This window comes from Coprococcus sp. OM04-5BH, assembly GCF_003482105.1.
Lineage (GTDB): Bacteria > Bacillota > Clostridia > Lachnospirales > Lachnospiraceae > Coprococcus.
Window position 1 is genome coordinate 558,968 of the sequence record NZ_QULM01000001.1, and the last position, 24,085, is coordinate 583,052.

20 protein-coding genes and 1 other annotated feature are annotated in these 24,085 nt (G+C 42.3%); of the genes, 12 read left to right on the forward strand and 8 right to left on the reverse strand.

All coding sequences use genetic code 11. The features are described 5' to 3' along the window. Positions 1-3 precede the first annotated feature (3 nt). Positions 4-1,086 (forward strand): alpha/beta hydrolase, encoded by a 1,083-nt coding sequence (locus tag DXB54_RS02405; RefSeq protein ID WP_118694123.1) that lies wholly within the window; start codon positions 4-6, stop codon positions 1,084-1,086. 216 nt (positions 1,087-1,302) lie between these two features. Here DXB54_RS02405 and DXB54_RS02410 read toward each other — a convergent pair whose 3' ends face one another. Continuing rightward, positions 1,303-2,517 (reverse strand): aminotransferase class I/II-fold pyridoxal phosphate-dependent enzyme, encoded by a 1,215-nt coding sequence (locus DXB54_RS02410; RefSeq protein WP_118694124.1) that lies wholly within the window; start codon positions 2,515-2,517, stop codon positions 1,303-1,305. Positions 2,518-2,676: 159 nt separating this feature from the next. Next, positions 2,677-2,926 (reverse strand) — a binding site (T-box leader). Positions 2,927-4,207: 1,281 nt separating this feature from the next. Between DXB54_RS02410 and DXB54_RS02415 the strand changes: the two genes are divergently transcribed. Next, the gene (locus DXB54_RS02415) at positions 4,208-5,377 is read left to right on the forward strand and encodes an NAD(P)-dependent malic enzyme (RefSeq protein WP_118694125.1); all 1,170 of its coding nucleotides are present in this window, start codon (positions 4,208-4,210) and stop codon (positions 5,375-5,377) included. A 7-nt stretch (positions 5,378-5,384) separates the two neighbouring features. After that, entirely contained in the window at positions 5,385-5,963 is a 579-nt protein-coding gene (locus DXB54_RS02420) for a phosphatase PAP2 family protein (RefSeq protein ID WP_118694126.1), read from the forward strand. A 132-nt stretch (positions 5,964-6,095) separates the two neighbouring features. On the opposite strand, the gene DXB54_RS02425 is transcribed toward DXB54_RS02420, so the two are convergent. Together DXB54_RS02425 and DXB54_RS02430 are read right to left on the reverse strand one after the other, a co-directional pair. Then, the gene (locus DXB54_RS02425; protein WP_021938473.1) at positions 6,096-6,860 is read right to left on the reverse strand and encodes a YlmH family RNA-binding protein; all 765 of its coding nucleotides are present in this window, start codon (positions 6,858-6,860) and stop codon (positions 6,096-6,098) included. Positions 6,861-7,726: 866 nt separating this feature from the next. Continuing rightward, positions 7,727-8,590 carry a hypothetical protein gene (locus DXB54_RS02430; RefSeq protein WP_118694127.1) on the reverse strand — a complete coding sequence of 288 codons (864 nt, stop codon included), beginning with the start codon at positions 8,588-8,590 and terminating at the stop codon, positions 7,727-7,729. Between the two features lie 239 nt (positions 8,591-8,829). Between DXB54_RS02430 and DXB54_RS02435 the strand changes: the two genes are divergently transcribed. From DXB54_RS02435 to DXB54_RS02460, 6 genes are all read left to right on the forward strand, one after another. Next, the gene (locus tag DXB54_RS02435) at positions 8,830-9,366 is read left to right on the forward strand and encodes a transcriptional regulator (RefSeq protein WP_021938475.1); all 537 of its coding nucleotides are present in this window, start codon (positions 8,830-8,832) and stop codon (positions 9,364-9,366) included. 140 nt (positions 9,367-9,506) lie between these two features. Continuing rightward, the gene (locus tag DXB54_RS02440; protein WP_118694128.1) at positions 9,507-10,523 is read left to right on the forward strand and encodes a LacI family DNA-binding transcriptional regulator; all 1,017 of its coding nucleotides are present in this window, start codon (positions 9,507-9,509) and stop codon (positions 10,521-10,523) included. 316 nt (positions 10,524-10,839) lie between these two features. Beyond that, positions 10,840-12,681, forward strand: coding sequence for a hypothetical protein (locus DXB54_RS02445; RefSeq protein WP_118694129.1), 1,842 nt, complete (start codon positions 10,840-10,842; stop codon positions 12,679-12,681). Beyond that, on the forward strand, positions 12,654-12,875 hold the full coding sequence (locus DXB54_RS02450) for a hypothetical protein (RefSeq protein WP_021938478.1): 222 nt from the start codon (positions 12,654-12,656) through the stop codon (positions 12,873-12,875). Before DXB54_RS02445 ends, DXB54_RS02450 begins: the two co-directional genes overlap by 28 nt. Positions 12,876-13,024: 149 nt before the next feature. Continuing rightward, positions 13,025-13,294: a sporulation transcriptional regulator SpoIIID gene (spoIIID, locus tag DXB54_RS02455; RefSeq protein WP_021938479.1), complete on the forward strand. Its 270-nt coding sequence runs from the start codon at positions 13,025-13,027 to the stop codon at positions 13,292-13,294. Positions 13,295-13,321: 27 nt separating this feature from the next. Further along, the gene (locus DXB54_RS02460) at positions 13,322-14,158 is read left to right on the forward strand and encodes a PP2C family protein-serine/threonine phosphatase (RefSeq protein WP_118694130.1); all 837 of its coding nucleotides are present in this window, start codon (positions 13,322-13,324) and stop codon (positions 14,156-14,158) included. 147 nt (positions 14,159-14,305) lie between these two features. Here DXB54_RS02460 and DXB54_RS02465 read toward each other — a convergent pair whose 3' ends face one another. Both DXB54_RS02465 and DXB54_RS02470 read right to left on the reverse strand, forming a co-directional pair. Next, on the reverse strand, positions 14,306-15,313 hold the full coding sequence (locus DXB54_RS02465) for a WYL domain-containing protein (RefSeq protein WP_118694131.1): 1,008 nt from the start codon (positions 15,311-15,313) through the stop codon (positions 14,306-14,308). Positions 15,314-15,376: 63 nt separating this feature from the next. Next, positions 15,377-16,639 carry a WYL domain-containing protein gene (locus DXB54_RS02470; RefSeq protein ID WP_118694132.1) on the reverse strand — a complete coding sequence of 421 codons (1,263 nt, stop codon included), beginning with the start codon at positions 16,637-16,639 and terminating at the stop codon, positions 15,377-15,379. Between the two features lie 196 nt (positions 16,640-16,835). Here DXB54_RS02470 and DXB54_RS02475 point away from each other — a divergent pair, with 196 nt between their 5' ends. The 3 genes from DXB54_RS02475 to DXB54_RS02485 are packed head-to-tail and all read left to right on the forward strand — an operon-like array spanning position 16,836 to position 20,245. After that, on the forward strand, positions 16,836-17,888 hold the full coding sequence (locus DXB54_RS02475) for a metallophosphoesterase family protein (RefSeq protein WP_021938483.1): 1,053 nt from the start codon (positions 16,836-16,838) through the stop codon (positions 17,886-17,888). Next, positions 17,889-19,550: a hypothetical protein gene (locus DXB54_RS02480; protein WP_118694133.1), complete on the forward strand. Its 1,662-nt coding sequence runs from the start codon at positions 17,889-17,891 to the stop codon at positions 19,548-19,550. Positions 19,551-19,609: 59 nt separating this feature from the next. Then, a complete protein-coding gene (locus DXB54_RS02485) occupies positions 19,610-20,245 on the forward strand; it encodes an endonuclease III domain-containing protein (protein ID WP_118694134.1) in 636 nt (211 codons plus the stop codon). Between the two features lie 62 nt (positions 20,246-20,307). Here DXB54_RS02485 and DXB54_RS02490 read toward each other — a convergent pair whose 3' ends face one another. The 3 genes from DXB54_RS02490 to DXB54_RS02500 all read right to left on the reverse strand — a co-directional run bounded on the left by DXB54_RS02490 (position 20,308) and on the right by DXB54_RS02500 (position 23,872). Beyond that, on the reverse strand, positions 20,308-21,504 hold the full coding sequence (locus DXB54_RS02490; protein ID WP_021938486.1) for a ribose-phosphate pyrophosphokinase: 1,197 nt from the start codon (positions 21,502-21,504) through the stop codon (positions 20,308-20,310). A 43-nt stretch (positions 21,505-21,547) separates the two neighbouring features. After that, positions 21,548-22,543 (reverse strand): ATP-binding protein, encoded by a 996-nt coding sequence (locus DXB54_RS02495; RefSeq protein ID WP_118694135.1) that lies wholly within the window; start codon positions 22,541-22,543, stop codon positions 21,548-21,550. 102 nt (positions 22,544-22,645) lie between these two features. Further along, a complete protein-coding gene (locus DXB54_RS02500; RefSeq protein WP_118694136.1) occupies positions 22,646-23,872 on the reverse strand; it encodes a DnaD domain protein in 1,227 nt (408 codons plus the stop codon). Positions 23,873-24,085 lie beyond the last annotated feature (213 nt).

Genomic DNA, 24,085 nt, shown 5'->3' on the forward strand with positions numbered 1-24,085 from the left:
AATATGGGATTTGAGATAGACAAGGTAGTGACAGCAGAGACAGACACAGAAAGGTGCAGTGATCTTCACGGTGTACCTGTGGAGGATATGGAGGCATTGCTTCATGACCGGATAGTAAGTGAATACCGGGGTGAAGCGTGGAAGGATATGAGACACCAGTGGGGCGCAAATGATGCAAAGCGTGACGGGGACAAGACTCTTTCTGATGACGTGGAGATATATGCAGATCTTGACTACAAGACACCCGGATTTAAGAGAGAGGGCTTTGGTCATGTTAAGGAATATGCTAGTGTGCAATCAGGGAATATCTCAGGGAATAAATCAGATTATGCTTCAAACAGCAGATTTGACATATATAAGCCGGTAAAGCCCGGAGCATACCCTACATTGGTGAATATACATGGAGGCGGATTCTTCTACGGAGACAAGGAGATATATAAGTTCTACTGCGCGGATATGGCGAGACGAGGATTTAATGTGGTGAATTTTAACTATCGTTTGTCACCTGAGAACAAATACCCCGCAAACATTGAAGATGTATGTGCCTGTATGAATTATCTTAAGGAAAATGCAGATGAGCTTGACCTTGATATGGATAAGGTTTTCCTGACGGGGGACTCGGCAGGGGCATACCTCAGTGTGCTGTACTGTGTTCTTGCGGGGGATAAGAAGCTTCGTGATAAGGTAAGCTTTGCAACATCGGCTGTAATGCCACGAGCCGTAGCATTGAACTGCGGAGTATATGACCAGCGTGAAGATCCGGGGAGTATGCTTTTCTGGACTCTGTTTAACAGCGATGGAAGTCTGGCAGCAGAAAAGGCTGATTCGGTGATCTTCCTTGATACATTAACTTATATGGATGGCACCTTCCCACCGGCATATGTAATGGTCAGTGTAAATGATGATCTTAAGTCAAAAACGGATAGTCTTATCTCAAAATTTAAGGAAAAGAACGTAAGGTTTACGTATAGGGAATATGGAGTGGAGCATCCTGAGAATGGTCATGTATTCCATATAGATGTGACTAACCCGGAGGCAGTGGAATGTAATGACGCTGAGGCGGAATTTTTTAAGCGTTTTATATAAGGTAGATTGAAAGTAGCAGTAAATAAAAAAGAAGACAACATGGTTGTAGTTTAAATCGTGAATTGTTACTTCATCCATAACAAAAAGCCTGAGACATTTCTTTGTTATATGTTTTTATATAAGCTAAGAAAGACTCAGGCTTTTTTATTTATTTTATTATGGCAATGGGGAAAGAGCGGCATGCCTGCACGACTGCAATTCCCGGGTACTGTGTTATCACTGATGATATGTGCTCAAGAAGTCAGCTAATTCAGTGGTTGCTTTTTTAAGGATCTCAAGGTTTGGAAGATAAACAATACGGAAATGATCCGGATCCTTCCAGTTAAATCCTGTACCACAGGTGATAAGAATCTTCTTTCTCCGTAACAGATCAAGGGCAAACTGCTCGTCATCTGTAATGTGGAACTTCTCAGAATCAAGCTTAGGGAATATATAGAAGGCAGCCTTAGGCTTCACAACTGATACTCCCGGAATGTCTTTAAGTGCATTGTATATAAACTCTCTCTGCTCGTAGATACGACCACCCGGAAGCAGAAGCTCGTCGGAAGACTGGGTGCCACCTAATGAGGTCTGTACGATACTCTGGGCAGGAACATTTGAACAGAGACGCATTGATGACAGCAGGTTCAGACCCTCAATGTAGCCCTTTGCATTTGACTTGTCACCACACAGGCACATCCATCCGATACGATATCCGGCAACTCTGTGGGACTTACTTAAGCCGTTGAAGCTTATGGTCATGAGATCAGGAGCCAGTGAAGCTAAAGCAACATGCTCCTCGCCATCCATCACTAGCCTGTCATATATCTCATCTGCAAATAATATCAGGTCATTTTCCCTTGCAAGCTGTACGATCTCTTCAAGTACAGCCCTTGGATATAAGGCGCCTGTAGGATTGTTAGGATTGATGACAACAATACCTTTGGTGTTAGGAGTGATCTTACTTCTCATGTCGTCAATGTCCGGATACCAGTCAGCCTGCTCGTCACAGAGATAGTGAACGGCAGTACCGCCTGCCAGAGTGACAGAGGCCGTCCACAGCGGATAGTCCGGCATAGGCACCAGGATTTCATCTCCAGGATTAAGGAGTCCCTGCATTGACATGGTAATAAGCTCGCTGACACCGTTACCTGTATAGATATCATCAATACCTACGTTTGGAATGTGCTTTAACTGGCAGTACTGCATGATGGCCTTTCTTGCTGAGAAGAGACCCTTTGAGTCAGAGTAGCCCTCTGTATCTCTCAGGTTATACGCCATATCCTTTATTACCTCGTCCGGTGCATGGAAGCCATGAGGTGCCGGATTGCCTATGTTAAGCTTTAAGACATTGACACCTTCGGCGATCATTCTGTTGGCCTCGTCCATGACAGGACCTCTTATGTCATAACAAACATTATCAAGCTTTGTGGATTTCTCAAACTTTCTCATTCTAATTACCTCCTGTGTTATTTAACACTCTCAAAATACTTAAATATGCCCGGTGCCCTTCTCCCCCATACAGCAGCCTTGTTAGAATTAATGCTGAGGTTACTGTATTTATTATAAAAAATGCATTTCGGGCAATAAAAAAGCCCAAGCATAATAAATGCTTAGGGCGAACATTCATAAGCCGGTGTCCGTGGTACCACCTAATTTCAGGAAAAACCTGCACTCTGTTGACAGCCATCACTGTCATAAATTCTGTAACGTGAATCACTCCGTTGGCTGCTAATAATCAAAACACGTTCGCAACCACGACTCGGGGACTGCTTCCTTAAGATGTTATGCAGACTTACACCAGCCATCTGCTCTCTGAAATAACAGTGCCTTAAGTACTCCTTCCTGTCAATGCCTTTAAAATTTAAAACTACGTTTAGGATAGCATTGACAAATTTAAAAGTCAACATTTTTTTGTCGTCATATGAAATTAAGGCTTTGTTGTAGAGCATAGCCGGGGCTTAACTATATTATGTAATAATGAAATCGGGTTTGTAATATTGTAAAATTGAATGAATAATATATAAAATATATACAATAAAACAGAAAATATACAATTTGCGTATAAGAAGTGAAAATAAATGTAATAAAACATATAAATTGTCAAAAAACATATTGACAGTTTCGAGACAAAACTGTATAATAAAAATATCTTAAGAGAGGGTCTCTAAACACAGAGATCAGAATTTAGGTAATGGTACACAGTACCTGTAGATGATCTGAATGTATTGTTGGTAAGTCGTAAGACCAGATGTATTATCATTTATAAGATCAGACAGGTGCGATACATGAAAGGAGGAGATTCCGTTGGATTCAACTAAAGAACAGTTTTATCATAGTGGCTTAACATGTTTGGAGCATAGTTTCCATACGGAATGCCTTTATTGATATAACTTGAACAAGTCCATCACAGATGCAGTGTATTGCATAACGTAAGATATGGACGTAGGTATAACGAGCCGGACAGGTTTCACTATGATTGTTCTAAGAAAGAGATATATACAGTGTTTCAAGGGCATTGGGATATATCAAAAAAGTACTTTATCAACTATTGTGAAAGGAACGAGATATCGCATTTGTTCAGGCAGTGCCTGTTATGAGTGCCTTGGGAGATATCTAAACAGTTTTAGATCGGATAGTTAAAAGAACATTGGTTCATCCTTTCAGAATTCATTATAGCAGAATTTTGTAGTGTATTTTATATATTTAACAGTTTACTGCAACACATAATAGAATTTTATATAGAGTGATTAAAGCAATGGCATGTATGGAAACTTTCGTATACTTATAGTACACGATAAAATTAAATATTAAACACAGCGAGGGAATCGTCTTTGGATGGTTCCCTTTTTGTTATGGCAGACGTCAAGTGTAACTATGCAGGCATGTTGCACCTGACGTCTGCCAATCAACGGCTAAAACTGCGCAAAGCAAGGTTTATCGCTGTGCAATAAGCCTTCGTATAGAAATTGTGCCTGCATAAATTTAGACTTTTAATTAAGCTTATTTAGGATTTTCCCCTTGATTTAAATATTCTATATAGGTACAATTATAAGTATTATGTCACGGGTTGTCGGGGGCTTTATGATAACAGTGTTCATAACCGTAAAAGAGTAATATACATCATACAAGGAGAGTAAAAATGGATTATAATAGTCTGAGTCTTAAAATGCACGAAGAGAATAAAGGAAAGGTTGAGGTTATCTCCAAGGTCAAGATCAAGGACAGAGACGATCTGAGCACAGCATATACACCGGGAGTTGCCGAGCCTTGCAGAAAGATCCGTGATAACAAGGCTGACGTATACAAATATACATGTAAAGGAAACATGGTGGCAGTTGTATCTGACGGTACAGCAGTTCTGGGACTTGGCGATATAGGTCCTGAGGCAGCAATTCCTGTAATGGAGGGAAAATCCATATTATTTAAGGAATTTGGAAATGTTGACGCATTCCCTATCTGCCTTGACACAAAGGATGTAGATGAGATAGTAGAGACGGTTAAACGTATAGCACCTGTATTTGGCGGTATCAACCTGGAGGATATCTCAGCTCCAAGATGCTTTGAGATAGAAAGAAGGCTTAAAGAGGAGCTTGACATCCCTGTATTCCATGACGATCAGCACGGTACAGCAATTGTAGTTTCAGCAGGTCTTATTAATGCCCTTAAGCTGGTTGGTAAGCCATTTGACCAGGCGAATGTTGTTATAAACGGAGCAGGTTCGGCAGGAATATCCATCTGCAGGCTTCTTCTCCAGCTTGGAATAGGAAATGTGGTTCTTGTGGATAAGAACGGTGCCCTTTGTCCGGGACAGGATTGGATGAATCCTGCACAGACAGAGATGGCAGAAATTACAAATAAGGACAGACAGACCGGAGCCCTTGCAGAGATAATGAAGGGGAAGGATGTATTTATCGGAGTATCAGCACCGAATATTGTTACGGCAGATATGGTTGCAAGTATGGCAAAGGATCCTATAGTATTTGCCATGGCCAATCCTACACCTGAGATCATGCCTGAGGAGGCTAAGAAGGGCGGAGTCAGAGTAATGGCTACAGGACGTTCAGATTATCCAAACCAGATCAACAACGTGCTTGTATTCCCTGGTATATTCAGAGGTGCCCTTGACGCCAAGGCAACAGCTATTACAGAGGAAATGAAGATCGCAGCAGCCAAGGCTATTGCTTCTATAGTATCTGACGATGAGTTGAACGAGGAGTATATAATCCCTGGAGCATTTGACGAGAGGGTTGCCAAGGTGGTTGCCAAGGCAGTATGCGACGAGGCTCACAGACTGGGAATTACAAAATAAGGAATATATGATAGGACAGATTTCAGACTGGGATGTCAGTGTACTGGTGTGGATCGCCGAACATTTAAGGACGGCATTTCTTACACCCATAATGAAGTTTATAACATATACGGGAAATGCAGGAATCATATGGATAATCCTTTCCATTGTCCTTATCTGTATACCAAAGTACAGAAAGGCAGGACTTGCCAGTGCCATAGCATTGATAATCGATTTGTTATGTGTAAATATATGTGTGAAGCCTCTGGCTCACAGGATACGGCCTTATGTGTACAGCCATGAGGTCTCGCTGATAATAAAAAAGGCTGCGGATTATTCATTCCCATCGGGACATACGGCAGCAGCATTTGCGTCTTCCATGGCGATACTTAGGAGCGAACATAAGAAGCTTGGGGCGTGTGCACTGATATATGCCACCCTTATGGGATTTTCAAGGCTATATGTGGGGATACACTATCCTACAGACGTGATCGCCGGCATAATCCTCGGAGACCTGTTTGGATTGGCAGGCGCAGCTATTGCGGCACTTATATACAGGAAATTGAAAGAAAAAAAGAAAATCTCAGGTACATTAAAAGACCAATAAGAAAATATATTCTTTGATGAACTTTAGATTATCAGATACACACCTCTTTACTGAGAGTTTTATGCCGACCCCAGGAAGTTAGGCTCAAAAGTCTAACTTTTTGGGGTCGATTCAATCAGCAGAAAGGGTTTTTTATTCATATTTTTTCAGGTTTATGTAGGTACGGCCTTTTCTTGTTTCATTTCCCACAGAGTCAAATATATATTTGCCGTAGCCCTTTATGGATATGATGTCGCCGGGCTTCAGGTTGTAGCTGGGGTTCTGGTACAGGCGTCCGTTAAGGCTTATATGCTTTTCCTTAAACAATTCTGCCGTTTTGCTCCGGGACAGCCTTGTTATTCCAGACACAATTCCGTCAAATCTTGAACTGGCGGTAATGACCGACATGGGCATAAGGGTTACCTCAAGCTCCGGGCAGGTGCGGGCATCCACAATGGCACATTTGACATTTGTGTGCTTGATCTTTGTTAGATTATCCACTATATAGTCCGCCATGGTGTCTGCTGCGCATACAAAGGCTGTGTTTTTTCTTCCACTTTTGTCGGAGCCCTTCACCAGTATGTCACCTATCATTTCCCTCTCAATGCCCAGATTCATGAGAGCACCGAGGAAATCCCTGTGGGACAGCTCATCTGAGAATTTGTCTATTAAGGGCTGTACTTTTATGACCGATATGGGAAAGTGTCCCGGGTAGCCGAGCATTTCCTCCGAGCCGAAGCCCACCATTACCCTCTCGGAGTTAGGCAGCCCGCCGAAGATTTCGTAGGGAATACCTGAAAGTTCATTTCTCATGTTGTAGAAAACTTCCATGTCGGCGGCATTGAGGAAATTGGTGTAGGTATATATATTCTGATTATAGGATCGCTGTGCCAGATCCCTTATTCTTGCTTCAAGCATGTTTTCTCTCCTTTTGGAAGATTGTGGACAATATAGACATTATACAATCATAAAGTCTGTATGTGAATTGGTGAAGGGGAAAAAGTTTTAAAAGGCGGATGCCTGCATGTCATACCCACATGGAAAAATGAAATAAGTTGGTAATTTTGCACATATGGCAGGCGGGCAGAAAGAGGCGGAAATAACTGCGGCAAACGGTGTACAAAGCGAAGCTGAATTGAGCCGGAAGAGGACCGTAAAACTCACCATATGGTAAATGTGCACATAGGCTATTAGGTTTGTTAAATATAAAATTTAAAAAAATTGTTGACAATATACAAAATACATATTATAGTGTACAAGGTGTCCGGCACGATAGAAGAGGATTCTGAAAAGGGTCAGTAAAATTGTGCTGGACACTTTTGATTTGTGAAAATTGTGCATTTTATCGAAGATGCACAAAAACTGTAATGAATTTTATAAAATATGACATCTTTACAATATGGGCATTGGATGTTAATATCTAACCATAAGTTGGTTGAGTGATTGAGGTCAGTGCAAGCTGTGAAAACGGTTGCTCAATTAATATAAAAAAACAATTACTTTAAATTTTGAATACATGGAGGATTCCCAACGCACGAATTTCGTAGAAATCCCTTTATACGATGTAATGTAACCCCATAACCCCAAAATAAGGAATCCTCCTCTCCCCCCCCAATTTCCCAAGAGCCATTCTGTATTTTATACAGAGTGGCTTTTTGTGCAATAGGCCTTCATGCAGAAATCATGCTTGCATGAATTTCTATATGAAGGCTAATGTTCATCGAGCCGATAGGCGAGATGACAACGAGTCATTAGGCGAGAAAATGGTTATATATTCAGTTTAGTCACATCATGGAAATGAACTCCGCAAGAAATGCGGAGGTCATGATCAGTTCTGAGCGGGAACGGTCAGGGTAGTCAAAAATATCTTTGTGATCCGGAATATAAGAGATTATGTTGTCTATGGATTGTTTGATCTTTATCACAATGGACTTGCCGGGGGTGGAGAAATATCTGTTTGACAGCACTCGGTTAAGCTTAGGAACTATAGACAGTACATCGTTATCTATGAGGGGGTCAAGCAGAATTGTCTTGCTGGAATACATGGACATAAGATTAAGGAGCGTGCCCAGGGTAAGTATGTTGTTCCCTTTGGCGAAGAAGATGGTCTCTGGCAGGATGAAGTCCCGCTGTACCAGGAGTCTGTAAGGGGTCATGATGATCTCATCGGCGGAATTACAGGCCAGGGGAGAGGAAAGAATATAACTTTTGTGGGAAAGATTACGGTAACTTGCGGCAGTAATGCGCAGTATATAACAGTGTAGCTCACTTGTGGCGATACGTCGTTTGTTTACATACCATTTCAGCCACAACAGTAATGTAAACAGAGTTCTGTTATCCATTTCTTCAAAGCATATCACAGGGGCGTCATAATTATAGTAATAAGGTTCGTAATATTCCATTGAGTCAATGAAAAAATTATCTATAGAGCAGATTTCGGAGAGGATATGCACAGCAGTATCCCTGTCAAAGGTTTTGCTGAATTCAAAGTCTGCAGGCTCATAGGACAGCAATTCATCCAAAGATGAAAATATTTCGATGAGCTCCTGATTGATCTTGTCCGTATATTTATTTTGTTGCCCGGCTGTGATTCCGGGTTCTTCGCTTTCCTTTCTCTTTGTTGTTACTCTTCTTTCCTCTGGGTTCATTTTTTCCTCCTGTATATAATAGTATAATGATTCGGTTAACATCGTTTTGTGGGGTAAAACATCGAGGGAATTATAAAAAATCATGTATTAATATTATGGGGATAGTGTTAAATTAACTGATGTAGATAGTATATAACATAAATTAATGAGCTGTTGTAGGAAAAAGGAATAGCGTTATTGGACTATGAGTAGAAGGACCGAAAGGGCATTACATATTATACATACCAGGAGGAAATATAATGCAGATGTACGAAAGCATAGGACATAATATGAAGGAAATCCGAAAAAACCGTATGGCTGATATATACAGTGTGAAATATATTGTTGGCATTATAAATAGTTACCTTCCCGAAGGCAGAGAAATCTCAGAGGGACTTTACTATAAGTGGGAAAATGAGGAACGTACACCTACTGTTATGCAGATTACAGCTATTGCCAAGGCTTTTAATATGTCAGAAACAAGATTGATACACTGGCATACCTATAAGGAAGAGAAAGGTAATGTGGACGATGAATGGTTTCTTCAGGAGTTACGCAGCTGGGATCGGGACACATTGGATAAAGTAAAGTGGATATTTGCAGTGTGGCAGGGTGATACAAGGGCTCTGGTAGACTTTATGCTGTTATATGCCAATCTACCGGTAGAAGAAAGGAGGGACCTGGCAGTGTTCGGCGCCAGAGTGTATTCGGTGAGCACTGCAGAAAAGAAGATAGACAAGCGTATCCCCCAGCCTGATATGGAGTATATGAGAACTGCACTGTTAAAGCTGTGGTAATAAAACTTTTTCTGATTATAAAATTCTAAAAAGAAGTTGACATTTTATTCGCAAAAATATATGATGTACTGGCTAGACAACCGATTGCGCAAGAGGATAAGAGTAAAAATTTGTTCGGGTAATTCATATTAGGAGACCACATGGACAGTAGTAAACAGGAACAGAAGGACAGAATTACAATAACAGATGTTGCGGAGGCGTTGGGCATTTCCAAGACAACGGTTTCAAGAGCAATATCAGGAAAAGGCAGAATAGGGGCAGAGACCAGGGCAAGAGTTCTTGACTATATAGAGAAGCATAACTATAAGCCGAGTGTAATTGCCAAAGGTTTGGCACAGTCCAAATCCTATAATATCTGTTGGGCTATGCCCAGTGATTACTCTGTAGGAAATCTTCCATTCTTTCAGAAGTGCCTCATGGGCATCATAGAGATGGGGATGCTGATGGATTATGACGTTCTTATATCCATGATATCTCCTGATGATATAAGCCAGCTTGAGAGGATAGTTGAAAATCACAAGGTGGATGGCGTCATAATAGGAAGAACTCTGGTGAAAGACAGAACGACCGAGTATCTTAAAGGTAAGAAAATCCCCTTCGTTGCCATTGGAAGCAGCGAGGATACAGATGTCGTTCAGATAGACCATGATCATAGGGGCGCCTGCAAGGAACTTACATCTATTGTTTTGTCAAGAGGTGCCGGCAATGTAGCCCTCATAGGTGGAAATAAAAATTATGTGGTAACGCAGAATCGTTACAAGGGTTTTGTTGACGCCATGAATGAAGCAGGAAAAGTTATAGACAATAATAAGGTTTATTTCGATATAGATGGAGCAGTAATGTGTGAGAGAGCTGTTGATGAGGCTCTCAAACAGAATGTGGAGTGTATACTTTGCATGGACGATGGAATATGCTGCAATGTTATTAATATTCTGAAGAAGAAAAAAATACAAGTCCCGGGAGATATCAGGGTTGCTTCATTTTATGATAGCGACTTGTTCAAATATTACCAGCCATCCATCACTTCTCTAAAGTTTGATCCAAGACAGCTTGGAATGGTGGCTTGTAAGACTTTGATTGATTCTATTGAGGGGAATAAGGTCGATGCCTGCACAAGACTTGGCTACGAGCTTCTCCTTAGAGAATCAACGAAGTAATATGTTAATCACAATCCCTTTTTTATCGGCACCGTTCATCCCCTCCCCACCCCGAACGGTGCTTCTTGTAATGATGTCGAAGACATCGTTACAAGAAACAGCCCTCACCGAAGGTGACTAAAAATGGCTGCTGCTCAAATTATCTTGTAATGATGTCGAAGACATCGTTACATATTCTACAGCAATTCCAAAATATTCTTGCATGCTTCCCGGTTATTATGATAGTTTATACTCAGCGGGTTCAGTAGGGGAAATGCCCGGCAAAAGCCGTATTTTCACCATTTAACCAATGATGATTTCTTCGGGGAGGATTTCAATGGATAATACTTTCGTTGTAAATATAATTCACAGACCTGAGATGGTACCTGAATATGCTGAGAAGATAACAGGTCAGGGACAGGAAGAGGATATAGGCAGGAAATCCCTGCTTACAGAGTCCCTGGATATATTTAAGTTCCAGCAGGAAACAGCCCATAAGAATGGTCTCAGGGTCACTATTCAGATGACCTATGCCAGTCTCTTCAATGAGGAGGCTGTATCTATAGCAAAACACGATCATGAGGTGTACGGAGACGAGATCGCACTGTCTCTGTTAGGGCTTCCTTGCAATGAGTTCAGAGATAAATACAGGACAAAGGATTTCTGCATCTGGATGTTCTCCATGGAAGACAAGAAGAGTATCGTAGATGACGTGTTTGGCAAGTTTCATGATATTTTCGGATTTTATCCCCGGTCTACAGGCTCGTACTACATGGATGCGGACCTTATCAATTACATAAAGAGCAGATATCCTTCGGTGAAGTGTGCGATTGCAACCTGCTTCGAGGAGGGACCTAAGGCATATCATACCTGCAATAATTCCTGGTATACACTGCTTGACGGCGGTCCGTGGAATCCATGGATACCATCAAAGCAGAACAGTCATGCACCTGCTGCAGATGAATCCGAGGACAGCGGAATTGTTGCAATACCTCATCTGTCCAGGGATCTTCTTGCCTGCTACGATGGAAATGGCAGTAATTTCGGTACCCATCCACAGAACGTGCTAAGGGGAATGATATACGATACAAAGACCTGGGAGTTCCCATACTTCTTTAACCTGGTGGATCAGTACAGGCATCTGGCTGCCTACAATAAGGGCTATTCCTACAATATGATGTTTGTGGGGCCCGGCTGGCTCAACAAGCTGGGACGTTGGGAGGCACCTTATGAGCTTCTTAAGAAGAGCTATGAAGATGGCTGCAGATATTATGGTGACCTTAAAAAGCAGGGCAGATGTGTGGATATGACCATGGCGGAATTTGCAGATTTCTACAGGGAGCATAAGACGTATTCTGAACCTGAGTGTGCCCTTTGGAAGGATATACTGTACGGCTCGGACAAGCAGATATTCTGGTATCTGGATCCCTATATGAGAGCCCAGATCAACATGGATCAGGGCGGTGCGCTGGTGGACTTAAGACCATATGCGGCGAAGCTGTACTGGCCTGTGGGAATAGGCACAAAGCACGTTCAGGATGCTTCATATCCATTCCTGATACAGGAGAAATACAGGGCTGGATATTTCACTCATTATGCAGGAGAAGGCACCATTAAAAGTGCCAAGCTCTGCTACAAGGGTGAGGAGGTGGATCTCTGTCTGTGCAGGACCAAGGCTCATTTCTCAAGGGATGACAGGACTGTGGTGCTGACTCTGGATCCTGTAGAGATAGAATTTGCAGATCTGACAGTGAAATTACAGACTAAGATATATTTTGAAGAGGGATCATCAACCATCAGGTATGACAGGGTGATCCTTAAAATGAGCAGGGAGAACGCAGTCATAACTGTAAATGAATACCTGGTGGCATGCTACGGAACAACGGAATATCCGGAGGATATGACGGGAATAAAGCTTAAGGTGGCAAAGACCTTAGACCACCGGGACATCGACTATGAATACAGGTGCAGGGAGGAAAGCCTCCCTGGTGCGGCAATTGCCTCTGCGGTAATACCTGCCATAGAGACTAAGCTTCTGGTAGGTGAGAATACCGGTAAGGCGACCGGCTATATCAGGGAAGGATATGCATTTTCACCTATGTTTACCTTAGGCTTTACTAAGGAACTTAAATGCGGGGAGGTGATGTCTACATGGCTCAGGCTGGAAAAGGCAGATTAAATTACAGATGCCCTTCATGCTTTATGAGGGATATAGACATTGACATGTTCTATGACAAGGAAAAGGATGAGTATTACTGTCTCCGCTGCCAGTACCGTGGGGATGAGAAGAATGTACTTGAGAAAAATGAGCTGGCAAGGTTCAGGTACGGCATGATAGGAAGGAGAATTACCATTGAGGATTACGGGGATTAATGGGAAGACTGCAGGAAAGAACACAGCAGGTAACCGGAGAAATGGGTATCTTATATTAAAGTATAACCTTATGGCGGCTGGATTTTGTTGTTTTATTTTTTAAGTCTGCGGCATAAACTGTACAAACAGTCAAATAGGGGTTTGTATAGTTGAGGGAATATATCGAAGAGCGTGCAGAAGAGATCGGAAGATATATTGTGGAAAGCGGGGCAACTGTCAGACAGACCGCAGGAAGATTCGGAATATCAAAATCTACAGTACATAAGGATATTACGGAGCGGCTGGTGAAGGTTAATCCGTTTCTGGCAGCCAGGACAAGGATCGTGCTGGATTTTAATAAGGCAGAGAGACACATAAGGGGCGGCATGGCCACAAGGGAGAAATATCGTTCGTCCAATAAGCATGTTGAAGATATATAGAGAAGGTATCAAAGGATAAGGTGAAGGATGTTATTAGATAAATTAAGAAATAAACAGAAGCAGAGAAGAGAAAAGGGATGCATACCGGCAGGACGTACACTGCTTTCATTTGATTCATATCAGGAGCTTGGAACCAGAAAAAATCAAGAGGATTGCCTGCTGTGCCTTGGAGATACGGAAGGGAATAAGGGCTTTCTCGGAATCGTGGCAGACGGCATGGGCGGCATGGAATACGGAGAGGTTGCTGCCCGCATGGTGGCAGACTGCGGAGCCATGGCATATGAGGACATGGAGCAGGAAGAGAAGGGCGACCGGATCTTAAGGGATATTGCATTAAGTGCAAATGAGGCGGTAAATACATTTGCAGAGGAAAAGAATGTAGATGGAGTAGGCTCCACCATGGTGGGGGTGTATATAAAGGATGGCAGAATGGATTATATATCTGTTGGTGACAGCCGTATATACATGATAAGAGATGGTGAGTTGAAGCTGCTGACCCACGAGCATACCTACGATGTCAAGTTAAAGAGACTTGTGAGTGCCGGTGTGATAAGTGATGAGGATTATGAAGCTGCAACAGGAAAGTCGGCTCTTACATCCTACATCGGCATAGAGGAATTAAAGGAGATCGACAGTACGGATGAGCCGGTTGAGCTTAAGGAGGGTGATTCCATAATACTCATGTCTGATGGGGTGTTCAACACTCTTGATGAAGAACAGATATTGGAATATGGTGCAGAAAGACCTGATATTGCAGCGGAACTTATAAGAAGTGGAGTTCTGGCGGAGGAAAAGGAGACACAGGATAACCATACAGCCATAGTTATAAGAGTTGAAGAAATACAACATACAGACGGGAAATAATCTGACAGACAAAAGGGTTATATAGCTTAAATATGATAATAGAAAAATAATAAAGAAGACCACTGTTTCACAGAGTGCTTATATGTTGGCACGGTGAGGAACAGCGGTCTTTCATATTTTAAAATATGATGAGGTGACAGATTAGCCTTATTGTTCATGGTAGTATGTCAGACGTATTCTGGCACTTTCTATAATTTCATTTCTTAGGGCTTCAGGTTCCAATACAATGGCGGAACTGCCGTAACCGTAGAGAAAGCTCTTGAAGCTTCCCATGCCGACTACGTCATCTTCGTATATAAGTGAGCCATCCTCCGGTAGGATTGTTATGGTGCCACAGGTTCTTGAAGTCAGGTCTCTGGTGGCTTTTCTTACTACATTCCCCTCGTTAAGGAAGCGGATCTTTACGTGAACCGGAGATGCAGGGTGTTCTGAGGTGCCAAGTTCCATTCCCCATACCTTTGGAAGAATATCAAGGGGGGACAGATCTGGTATGGAAACAGAGTCAGTGGTGACAGAATAGTGCTTGATTCTGTCAAGCCGCAGTGCCAGAAGATTGCCATTTGTAATTGTTACAACATAGTAGTAATCGTCCATGGCATTGTGTACCAGCTTAAGAGGGCGTATCACTGAGGAGATGAGATCACCTTTAAATGGCTTATATATAACCTTAATGGTCTGTCCATTATCTATTATCCTCTGAATCTCCTGCCCCTTAACCTGCATTTTGGAATTTGACTTATTGTACATTGCTTTTGTCACATAGTTGTGCACTGAGTGATCCTTTGAGACAACAGCTTCGTCAAGGAAATCGTTCAGACAGTTTAACTCAAGAGGAGTTATGGACAGAAATACATCACTGTGGAATGAGGTCTCCGCCACAAGGGGCACATCGTCGTGGAGTCCCTTCTTTAGTTCTTCTGAGAAGTTGGAATAGTCATTGTCGCTGTCCTCATCCTCCTCCATATCAGGCGGATATATGACAGTGTCGTAATCTTTATTGTTGCAAATGGTATAAATATCCTCCCTTATTACATTTATGGGAACATTCATCAGCTCAGCCAGCTCCTTTATAGAATAGCTGGCGTCCATGTTCTGGAACAGGGACAGGATAGTATTTATTCTGTATATTGGAATTGTGAAATTATTAATATCCATAATTTTCTTCCTTGTAGATTTTGTTTATTTAGTCTGGCTTGTTACAGGTTGTCCGTTTAGGCGTCAGCCGCAGTACTTTGAATAATTTTCAAGGGTACGTTTTGCTGAATTTCTCATAAGTTCAACCAGACTTTCGGGTTCTATGGCAATGCATGATCTGCCGTATCTCCTCAGATAATTGGCGAAGTCCGCTATGCCGCTTATGGTATCCTCATAGATCAGATGATCGCCCTCTGCTTTTAAGGAGGCGGTTTTAGGGCGGTTTGAGATAACTCGCTCAAGCTTGCTTCTTATCTGGTTTATATTGTCAAATCGAACCAGAACATGCTCCGGCTTATCCAGTGATATGGAGAACATGGTGCTTATGATCCTTGTAAAAAATTCATTGTGGTAGATGCTGTTGGCTTGATCCAGCACGGATATCTCCATAATAGAGCTGCAGTTTATTATGGTTTTCGTTCCGTCAAGAGTCTCACCCAGGAGATAAAGAATATCCTTATCTACGGAGTACATGACATTTCCCACATTGAAATCAACGGTTTTTGTATTGTTGTTTTTGATTTTATATGTAATGTGGAGAGCTTTTGTCTCATACGGATACGACTCGAGCCTTTTCAGTAATTCGTCAAGCTTTGCTGAGGTGAGGAAGCTTTTGTTGTATACCACATAGTTGTCATTTGCCCGGAAATCATTTTCCACATCATTAAACAGTGCAAGGACCAGCTTGCTTCTTATATCTGCAAGTATGGACTGAAAATGATGTCCCGGTCCGTACAGGTCGATGCTGTTTAAGATATCTATGGCGTCATCATTTGTAAGGGTAAGCTGTATAGGTGAGAATTCTGAAACACAGTAGACTCCCGGTGCTGACTCAGTTATAAGGTGTTCCTTCATAAGTACCTCAAGGTCTGTTGCAAGGGTCTTGCTGTCGCCTGTAACCGCAGGTGTGCCGGACTCATTCTGACCGGCTTTAGATCTAAGATCTATAAGCTTGTCGGTGCTGTAGTACATGGACAGCTCTTTGGCAAGCTGTCTTTTTGTCATGCCGCTGCTTTTCTGCAGTATCAGCGTTATATACAGCCTGCGGATGGTTTCCTTTCCTGAGGCAACGTAGTAGCTGCCCGGTGCGGATTCCTTGTCAAGAAAATATCCCTTAAGTGCTTTCTTTCCTTTGATCTTATAGCCCTGATTTATCAATGCCTTTATGTCTGCCTGCATTGATCGTTCCTTTATATGATATTTGCCCTGGAGAAATTCGTATGTACAGAAATCCATTTTGTGAAGATCTTCAAGGATATTCTGACGTCTGGTCTCTACTGTGCCCATTGATACTGCCCCCTATATTTGTTGCTATGAAATAGTATAGCATTGATGTGAAATAATGGCAATTGCAACAATGTAGAGGGTGAGGTATAATATAAAGATGTTTAGGAAAACACAAGTTATGATAGTGTCAAATGACACATGAAAAAGGAGAGCACGTCATCACCTCGTGAGCCGTGCCAATAGATGAGGATAGGTTATGAGATTTGTACACATATCAGATTCGAATATAGGATTATACGATGAGAGGGCGACTGAGACTGAGAAGTATTATCAGGACAGGGCAAATGCAGCATTCAGGTCATTGCTTGATGTTATAAATGAACGTCAGGTTGACCTTTTGCTTGTGGCAGGAAACCTGTTCGGGCATGTGCCATCCAAGAAGGAGCTTGACTGGCTTGACACACAGCTTATGGCACTTAAGAATACAAGAACCATAATGGTAGCAGGCTCTAAGGATTACATGGATGAGAATTCCCCGGCTGCCACATATATGTTCCGGTCAAATACAGCAATTCTTCCGGCAGGAGAGATGAGTAATGCATATCTTGAGGATATAAATACCTGTGTTACGGGTATGAGCTACAGCAGTGAAAGCTGTGTTTCAGATATACTTTCGTCCATGAAACCGCAACATCAGGGAGTTATCAACATACTTCTTGCACACGGGGGGGATTCCAACCATATGCCTATAGACTACAAGAAGCTGGCGGGGGCTGGATTTGATTACGTTGCCCTTGGCTATATGCACAAGAGCCGTCACATGATAAAGAATAAGATGGCATATTCAGGTGCCCTCGTGCCTTGGGATCACACAGAAAATCATAAGCATGGATATATATACGGCGAAGCGGATGAGACGGGAGTCAGGATAGGTTTTCAGACTGTACACTCTGTGGATTTTGTAAATGTTGTTGTGCCGGTTAAGGCAAATTACGGCGGTGAGGCTGTCGTGGAGTTCCTTGACGAGCGTCTTTCGGAGTTTGGAACAGAAGGCATCTACAGGATAGAGCTTCAGGGGGAGACAATGGAGAATCCTTCACCGGATTATTCACAGTTGAAGGCGAAGTATCACATCAGTGAGATCGTTGACAGGACAATGCCGGAGTATGACCTGACTAAGCTTTATACGGATAACAGTAGCAATCTATTGGGCAGATATATAGAGAGCTTTAACAAGAACAAGGACAGCATTGCGGGAAAAGCATTGGTGTATGGTGTAGAAGCATTGATTTCAACTGGAGAAAAATAAATGTATATAAATAAATTATCGCTTAAACAATTTGGCAAATTTAATAATAAGGACATTCAACTTGAGACAGGAATCAACCTTGTAAAGTGTGCGGATGAAGAAGAAGTGGATACACTTATGGATTTCACTACCGGCATACTATACGGCATAGGTAAGAAACGTGGATTTGCAGAAAGTCCGGAAGCATACAGAAGATACAGCAGGGACGGATATGCCGAGCCGGCAGGAAAGGCGTATGTAACTACAGACGGAGAAAAGTATCTGATCGAAAGAGAATTTGCAAGGAATAACAAGAGCGCAAGTGTTGTATCTGCCAAGAATGGTATAGAAACAGCTCTTAAGTATCCTAATTCCTTTAAGGGAATATTATTTGATACAGACAGAAACAGTTTCAGAGAGCTCAAGAATATAGATCTGGATGCTGCCCCGGAAAGTGGTGCCGGATTGGCAGACTATGCAGACAGGATCTCAAAGAGTGCAGGTGCCTGCATACGTGCGGACAAGGCGGTGGACAGCCTTAAGGAACAGAGACAGGATTTTGATAACAGCAGTATGGCTGTTGAAATTAAAAAGCTCCAGGCGGAGATGAACAGTTATGGAGATGTGGAGTATGATCTTGAATCTGTGAGAAACGATAGGATAAATGAGCTTCAGTCATACAACATGGAGATTGCCAGATTAAAGAGAGAAGCAAGAAATCTGGTGAATGAGAAGAATGCGGTCATACCTGATGAGGATGATGACAGGGAGAGAGAAAGAATATTCCTGGAAGTTGAAGCTATACCTGATGAGACTTCCGAAAAGGAAAAGCTTCAGAATAATCCCTTTGTAATAATCGGTGCAGGTGTTGCGGTTGTTGCTATAGTAACATTGTTTTCAATAATACTGGGCTTCCAGAACAGCATAAGACAATTGTTCGTTATATGCAGTATCGTGTTTGTGGCGGTTACGATCATCGACGGCATGGTGAGAAAGGGCTTCTTTGAGGGAGCGGATACTCCCGATGAGGAAGACTTTGAGAAGGTGGTTTACGAGCTTGGAAGAACCACTGAGTCCCGTACTGTGAGGATAGAAATAGACAAGAAATTCCAGGATGATCACGATGACAAGATTGCAGAGCTTAAAGAGGCAGAGGCGGTGCTTGTTAAGAAGAGAGACGAATATAACGAGCTTAAGACCAGAAGGGATGAGCTTTTAAAGAAGTATCAGGAATATGATACAGAAAAGAAGGCGATAGACCAGGCTATAGAGAAGATAACAGCAATTTCTTCTTCTATTGAGAGGGAGGTATCGGCTAAGATACATGCCGACATGTCGACAATATTAAGCAGACTTTCCGGTGGCAGCCTGAGAGATATATATTTTACAGGAAGATACGCTAAAGAAGATTCCACAGGAACTGTAGGAAATGCCTGTGCTATGGCAGACGGGGCTCTTGTGGTTGACGGAGGCGGCGTTGTTAAGGATTACGACAGGCTTAACAACAAGGACAAGCTTATGGTGTGCATGGCAGTAAAGATTGCCTGCTCCGGTGCAGTGATAAAGGAGAAAATGCCGGTTGTCATTGCAGACAGGGGAGACAGATTCGGAACACCATTTGTAGACTCCTTGCTGGAGCTGCTCCTTGAGAAAGAAGAACAGGTTATATACTATGGTTATTAGGAGGCACCCATGCATCGTAGATGCATATTAAATGGTGCAATCCTTTAAGAGGTTGAGAAATGACAAAAAAGCAGAGGGCTTTGGAGATAATAAAGAGGTTAAAAGCGGAATATCCTGATGCAGGCTGTACCCTTGATTACGAGGACGCCTGGAAACTGCTGGTGAGCGTAAGGCTTGCAGCCCAGTGCACAGACGAAAGGGTAAATAAGATCGTGCCTGCACTCTATGAGAAGTATCCTGATGTCAGTTCCCTGGCGGAGGCACCTGTGGAAGAAATCGAGAAGATAGTTAAGCCCTGTGGGCTTGGTGCCAGCAAGGCAAGGGATATAAGTGCATGTATGAAGATGCTGCGTGACCGGTATGACTGTCATGTGCCGGATACAATGGAGGAGCTTCTTAAGCTTCCGGGGGTCGGAAGAAAGAGTGCCAACCTTATAATGGGGGATGTATATGGTAAGCCTGCCATAGTGACAGATACTCATTGCATAAGGCTGTGCAACCGGATGGGACTGGTGGATAATATCAAAGAGCCTAAGAAGGTTGAGATGGCACTCTGGAAGATAATACCGCCGGAGGAGGGCAGTGATCTCTGCCACCGTCTGGTATACCACGGCAGAGCCGTGTGCACTGCCCGGACAAAACCTTATTGTGACAGATGCTGCCTTTCGGATGTATGCAAGAAAAACGGAATTTAAAAAACGCCTTCAATCCTTTTAACGGAATGAGGGCGTTTTTGATTTTTACATAAAAATAAGATTTAATACTCGTAATTATCTGAAATAGTATGGCGGGTTTTGTACTCCGCAATACGTGCATTTATTCTCTCAGACGGATCAAGAAGATCTGAAAGAGAAGCGTCATGGTTAAGGTGGTCAATAATAAGAGCAATGTACTTGCTCATATCTGCTGACTCATACCATTTCTTCTCGAAAAGCTCAGGAAGCTGGTAAGTAAGGTTAGTTGTGATAACCTTGTCAATGAGACCCTCCTCATAGCACTTGTCAAATACCTCAAGTCCCTTGGTAAACAGACCAAAGGTGGCAACGGCAAATACACGTCTTGCCTTTCTCTCCTTAAGCTGTCTTGCAACATCAATCATGCTTTCGCCTGAAGCGATCATGTCATCTATAATAACTACGTCCTTACCTTCAACAGAGTCACCCAGGAACTCATGGGCAACAATAGGGTTTCTGCCATCTACGACCTTAGTGTAGTCTCTTCTCTTGTAGAACATACCTACGTCAACACCTAAGAGGTTTGCAAAGTAGATAGCTCTGTGCATAGCTCCCTCATCAGGTGAAATAACCATCATATGATCGTTGTCTATCTCCAGATCAGGAGTTGTTCTTAAGAGGGTCTTGATAAACTGGTAGGTTGGCTTTACGTTCTCAAAGCCTGATCTAGGAATGGCATTGACTACTCGTGGATCGTGGGCATCAAAGGTGATGATGTTGTCAACACCGTACTGCTTAAGCTCCTGAAGCATTACTGCACAGTCGAGGGATTCTCTTGAAGACCTTTTGTGCTGGCGGCTCTCGTAAAGGAATGGCATGATAACTGTGATCTTTCTAGGCTTGTCAGTCATGGCAGAAAGTATTCTCTTGAGGTCGGCATAGTGATCATCAGGAGACATTCTCTGGGGCTGACCTGCCATCTGGTATGTGCAGCTATAATTACCTACATCTACCATAACGTAGATATCTTTTCCTCTGACAGATTCATTTATAACACCCTTGGCTTCGCCTGAACCAAATCTTGGACATGCAGTGTCAATAAGATAGGTATCTTTCTCGTAGCCATGAAATACTATAGTGGATTTGTTTTCGTTCTTTCTGTTTGCTCTCCACTTGACCAGATAATGGTCAACTTTTTCACCAAGCTTTGTGCAGCTCTTGTGTGCTACAATTCCAAGACTTCCCACAGGTATGGTTTCTAATTTGCTGTCGTCTGGCATGATATAATCCTCCGTATTATGAATTTACTGGTTTGATATAAGACTACACAAGCTTTTTTCTCTTGATGTGTCTGATATCATCTCCATAGAGATTGAATACTGAAAAGCTGTCTACAATCCTGGACAGGATCCTGTCAGTGTATCTTTCCTGCATCTGCCGTATGGTCAGATTGGTAGATATCATTGTTGACAGACCTTTGTTGTATCTGTTTTTTATTATTTCAAATAACTGGGACTGGACAAATGAGTTGGTGCATTCAGTGCCCAGGTCGTCAATTATTAAGAAATCGCAGTTGAAAATATAATTATATCTGTCTCTGTTCTCAGAACTCCGGTTATTATTTATAATCACTTCTGAGAGGGTATTGTCAAATAATTCTATTGATGACAGGTAAAGAACCGTATAGCCTTTATCCAAGAGAGCCTTCGCCATGCAGTTTGACAGGAAGGTTTTTCCCGTACCTGTATTGCCGTATATCAGGATGCCGTTCTTACGCGTGTCAAAGTTATCCACAATACTCTTACATTTTTTAAGAATATTGGCTGCATTTTCGTATGGGGTGTTGGAATGAATGCCATCACCCTCATTACTATAATATCCCAGAGAGAATGTGTCAAAGTTTTCTTTAGATAAAATTTTACCGATAGTGGATTGTTCGTACTGTTCGTTGATGATTTTTTGTCTCATACAGGAACATGGATGGTTGTCAACATAGCCTGTATCACGACACAGCTTGCATTCATATATAGGATCAAGATAGTCCTCTGCAAAAGCCGAATTTTTTAAAAGGACCTTCTTTTCCGCCAACAGCTCCTTGTTGTGACGATGTACATCGTCTTTATCCGAGTCGGAGCTGCTCTTTGAGAGTATACGCTTCCTGGCAAGGGAAAGGCTTGATGAAGCAATCTCTTCATCTATCTCCCTGATTCTTGGGATGGCGGCATATACCTCTGACCTACGGCGGTCTGTTTCGTTCATATTGTCGATCCTCTTCCTCTGGTAGTAGGAGAGAATATTGTCATAATTTACGTTCTTCAAAATAAATCCCCGATCCTGTAAAATGTGAGTTTATCTCATCTATGCCTGCTAAACATATTTTCGTATGCACATCATATATGTTCTATGCCTGTTTAATATACTTTACGAATTTACTTCCTTAAGGAAAAGCTCTTCAAGCTCATCAATATCATCCTTTGAAGAATCCCGCTTGGAGAATGTATTGAAGGAATTTGCCTTGACCTTGTAGCTGTTCGTACCGTTATTAACGGTTCTTGCTTTGTGCTTTCTGTCTAACTCCTCTATATCCTTCAGTCCCTGTACACCATTCTTGTACCAGTTTCGGAGTATTCCGTCTATGTATGCGAAATTCACCGAGGTAGGATTATTAAGAACTCCGCGCTTGCAGGCTTCCTTTATTATAGTGACGTCAAAATGAAGCTCTGATTGCCATGAATCCATAAATGCTATCTCGGCAGAGCCCGGATATCGGTTCCTTATGCCCAGTTCATTAAAGACTGCCTTGTAAAGAGGATTGTGTTTTGTGGCAGCTCTTTTGGCATCGTCAAGGGTTTTGACATTCTCATTATACCAGGTAACAGCAACGTCTTCAAAGTATTGTATGCTCTTTATACCACTGCTGACCAGGTGCTCTTCTAAAAATTGTATGATCTCTGCTGAAAAGCCTAATTGGTCATGTATGTATATCAATGATTCTATATCTCTCGATGAGAGGGTCTTCCCAAGGTATGTCTCTGTGAAGAAAAGAATGTCACTGAAGGCAGAATCCTCCTCTGCCTTGGCAGCAAGTTCAGGTGAAAAAGCTGCCTTTGCAGGAAGCTCCCTTGAAGCTGTCGTGCCGTTGCCATCAGGCGGATTTGATGATACCTGGACAGGATTTCGCGAAACCGCCATATTATTTGATGGGGCTGTCTGATCATGACCGGAAGTTGTTCCGGTGCTTGCTGAAACTGTCAGGTCGTTTACTGAGACTGCCGCTGTTTTGTCCGGCTTAGGAATGGATACAAGGAAATCCACATCGCCGTCAAATTCAGAAGAAAGACCGGTATCCGGTTCACTTAAAGGCAGCAGGTTTATACCTGTAGGTTCTCCCGATGGGGCGTAAATAAGCTCCATAACACCCTTTGATATCCAGTACTTTATGGCACGGCATATATCCTTTTCGGTAAAATTAAAATGATCTGCTATATCTGAAACCGCCACTGGCCCCGATGAGGACATGAGCCTCACAAGATACAGGTATATCTTTACGAAATCCCCATTGGCGTCTGTCATGTAATAGTCAATAAAAAAATTGGATATTGAGGAATATGTTTCTCTATTTTTTGCTGAAATTGTTATATATCCCATTTTAAAAACTCCTTAAAAATACTCCTCAAATACATGATTTTGAGAGCACTTATCTCAAGTGCAAATGAATTATAGCACGAGTTTTTTAAAATGCAAGCCGAACAACTGATTGGTTGGGAAAAGAGGATAGCGTGTGGAAAATGTTGATAATGTGGGTAAGGCGTCAACATAATAAACATTGAGAAAATAAATGTCCTGATAACATTGATTCTG

What these genes read in the sequence shown, in the direction of transcription:
- DXB54_RS02405 (WP_118694123.1), top strand. Translation starts at nt 4, where the DNA reads ATGGGATTTGAGATAGACAAGGTAGTGACAGCAGAGACAGACACAGAA.
- DXB54_RS02410 (WP_118694124.1), bottom strand. Translation starts at nt 2,517, where the DNA reads ATGAGAAAGTTTGAGAAATCCACAAAGCTTGATAATGTTTGTTATGAC.
- DXB54_RS02415 (WP_118694125.1), top strand. Translation starts at nt 4,208, where the DNA reads ATGGATTATAATAGTCTGAGTCTTAAAATGCACGAAGAGAATAAAGGA.
- DXB54_RS02420 (WP_118694126.1), top strand. Translation starts at nt 5,385, where the DNA reads ATGATAGGACAGATTTCAGACTGGGATGTCAGTGTACTGGTGTGGATC.
- DXB54_RS02425 (WP_021938473.1), bottom strand. Translation starts at nt 6,860, where the DNA reads ATGCTTGAAGCAAGAATAAGGGATCTGGCACAGCGATCCTATAATCAG.
- DXB54_RS02430 (WP_118694127.1), bottom strand. Translation starts at nt 8,590, where the DNA reads ATGAACCCAGAGGAAAGAAGAGTAACAACAAAGAGAAAGGAAAGCGAA.
- DXB54_RS02435 (WP_021938475.1), top strand. Translation starts at nt 8,830, where the DNA reads ATGCAGATGTACGAAAGCATAGGACATAATATGAAGGAAATCCGAAAA.
- DXB54_RS02440 (WP_118694128.1), top strand. Translation starts at nt 9,507, where the DNA reads ATGGACAGTAGTAAACAGGAACAGAAGGACAGAATTACAATAACAGAT.
- DXB54_RS02445 (WP_118694129.1), top strand. Translation starts at nt 10,840, where the DNA reads ATGGATAATACTTTCGTTGTAAATATAATTCACAGACCTGAGATGGTA.
- DXB54_RS02450 (WP_021938478.1), top strand. Translation starts at nt 12,654, where the DNA reads ATGGCTCAGGCTGGAAAAGGCAGATTAAATTACAGATGCCCTTCATGC.
- DXB54_RS02460 (WP_118694130.1), top strand. Translation starts at nt 13,322, where the DNA reads ATGTTATTAGATAAATTAAGAAATAAACAGAAGCAGAGAAGAGAAAAG.
- DXB54_RS02465 (WP_118694131.1), bottom strand. Translation starts at nt 15,313, where the DNA reads ATGGATATTAATAATTTCACAATTCCAATATACAGAATAAATACTATC.
- DXB54_RS02470 (WP_118694132.1), bottom strand. Translation starts at nt 16,639, where the DNA reads ATGGGCACAGTAGAGACCAGACGTCAGAATATCCTTGAAGATCTTCAC.
- DXB54_RS02475 (WP_021938483.1), top strand. Translation starts at nt 16,836, where the DNA reads ATGAGATTTGTACACATATCAGATTCGAATATAGGATTATACGATGAG.
- DXB54_RS02480 (WP_118694133.1), top strand. Translation starts at nt 17,889, where the DNA reads ATGTATATAAATAAATTATCGCTTAAACAATTTGGCAAATTTAATAAT.
- DXB54_RS02485 (WP_118694134.1), top strand. Translation starts at nt 19,610, where the DNA reads ATGACAAAAAAGCAGAGGGCTTTGGAGATAATAAAGAGGTTAAAAGCG.
- DXB54_RS02490 (WP_021938486.1), bottom strand. Translation starts at nt 21,504, where the DNA reads ATGCCAGACGACAGCAAATTAGAAACCATACCTGTGGGAAGTCTTGGA.
- DXB54_RS02500 (WP_118694136.1), bottom strand. Translation starts at nt 23,872, where the DNA reads ATGGGATATATAACAATTTCAGCAAAAAATAGAGAAACATATTCCTCA.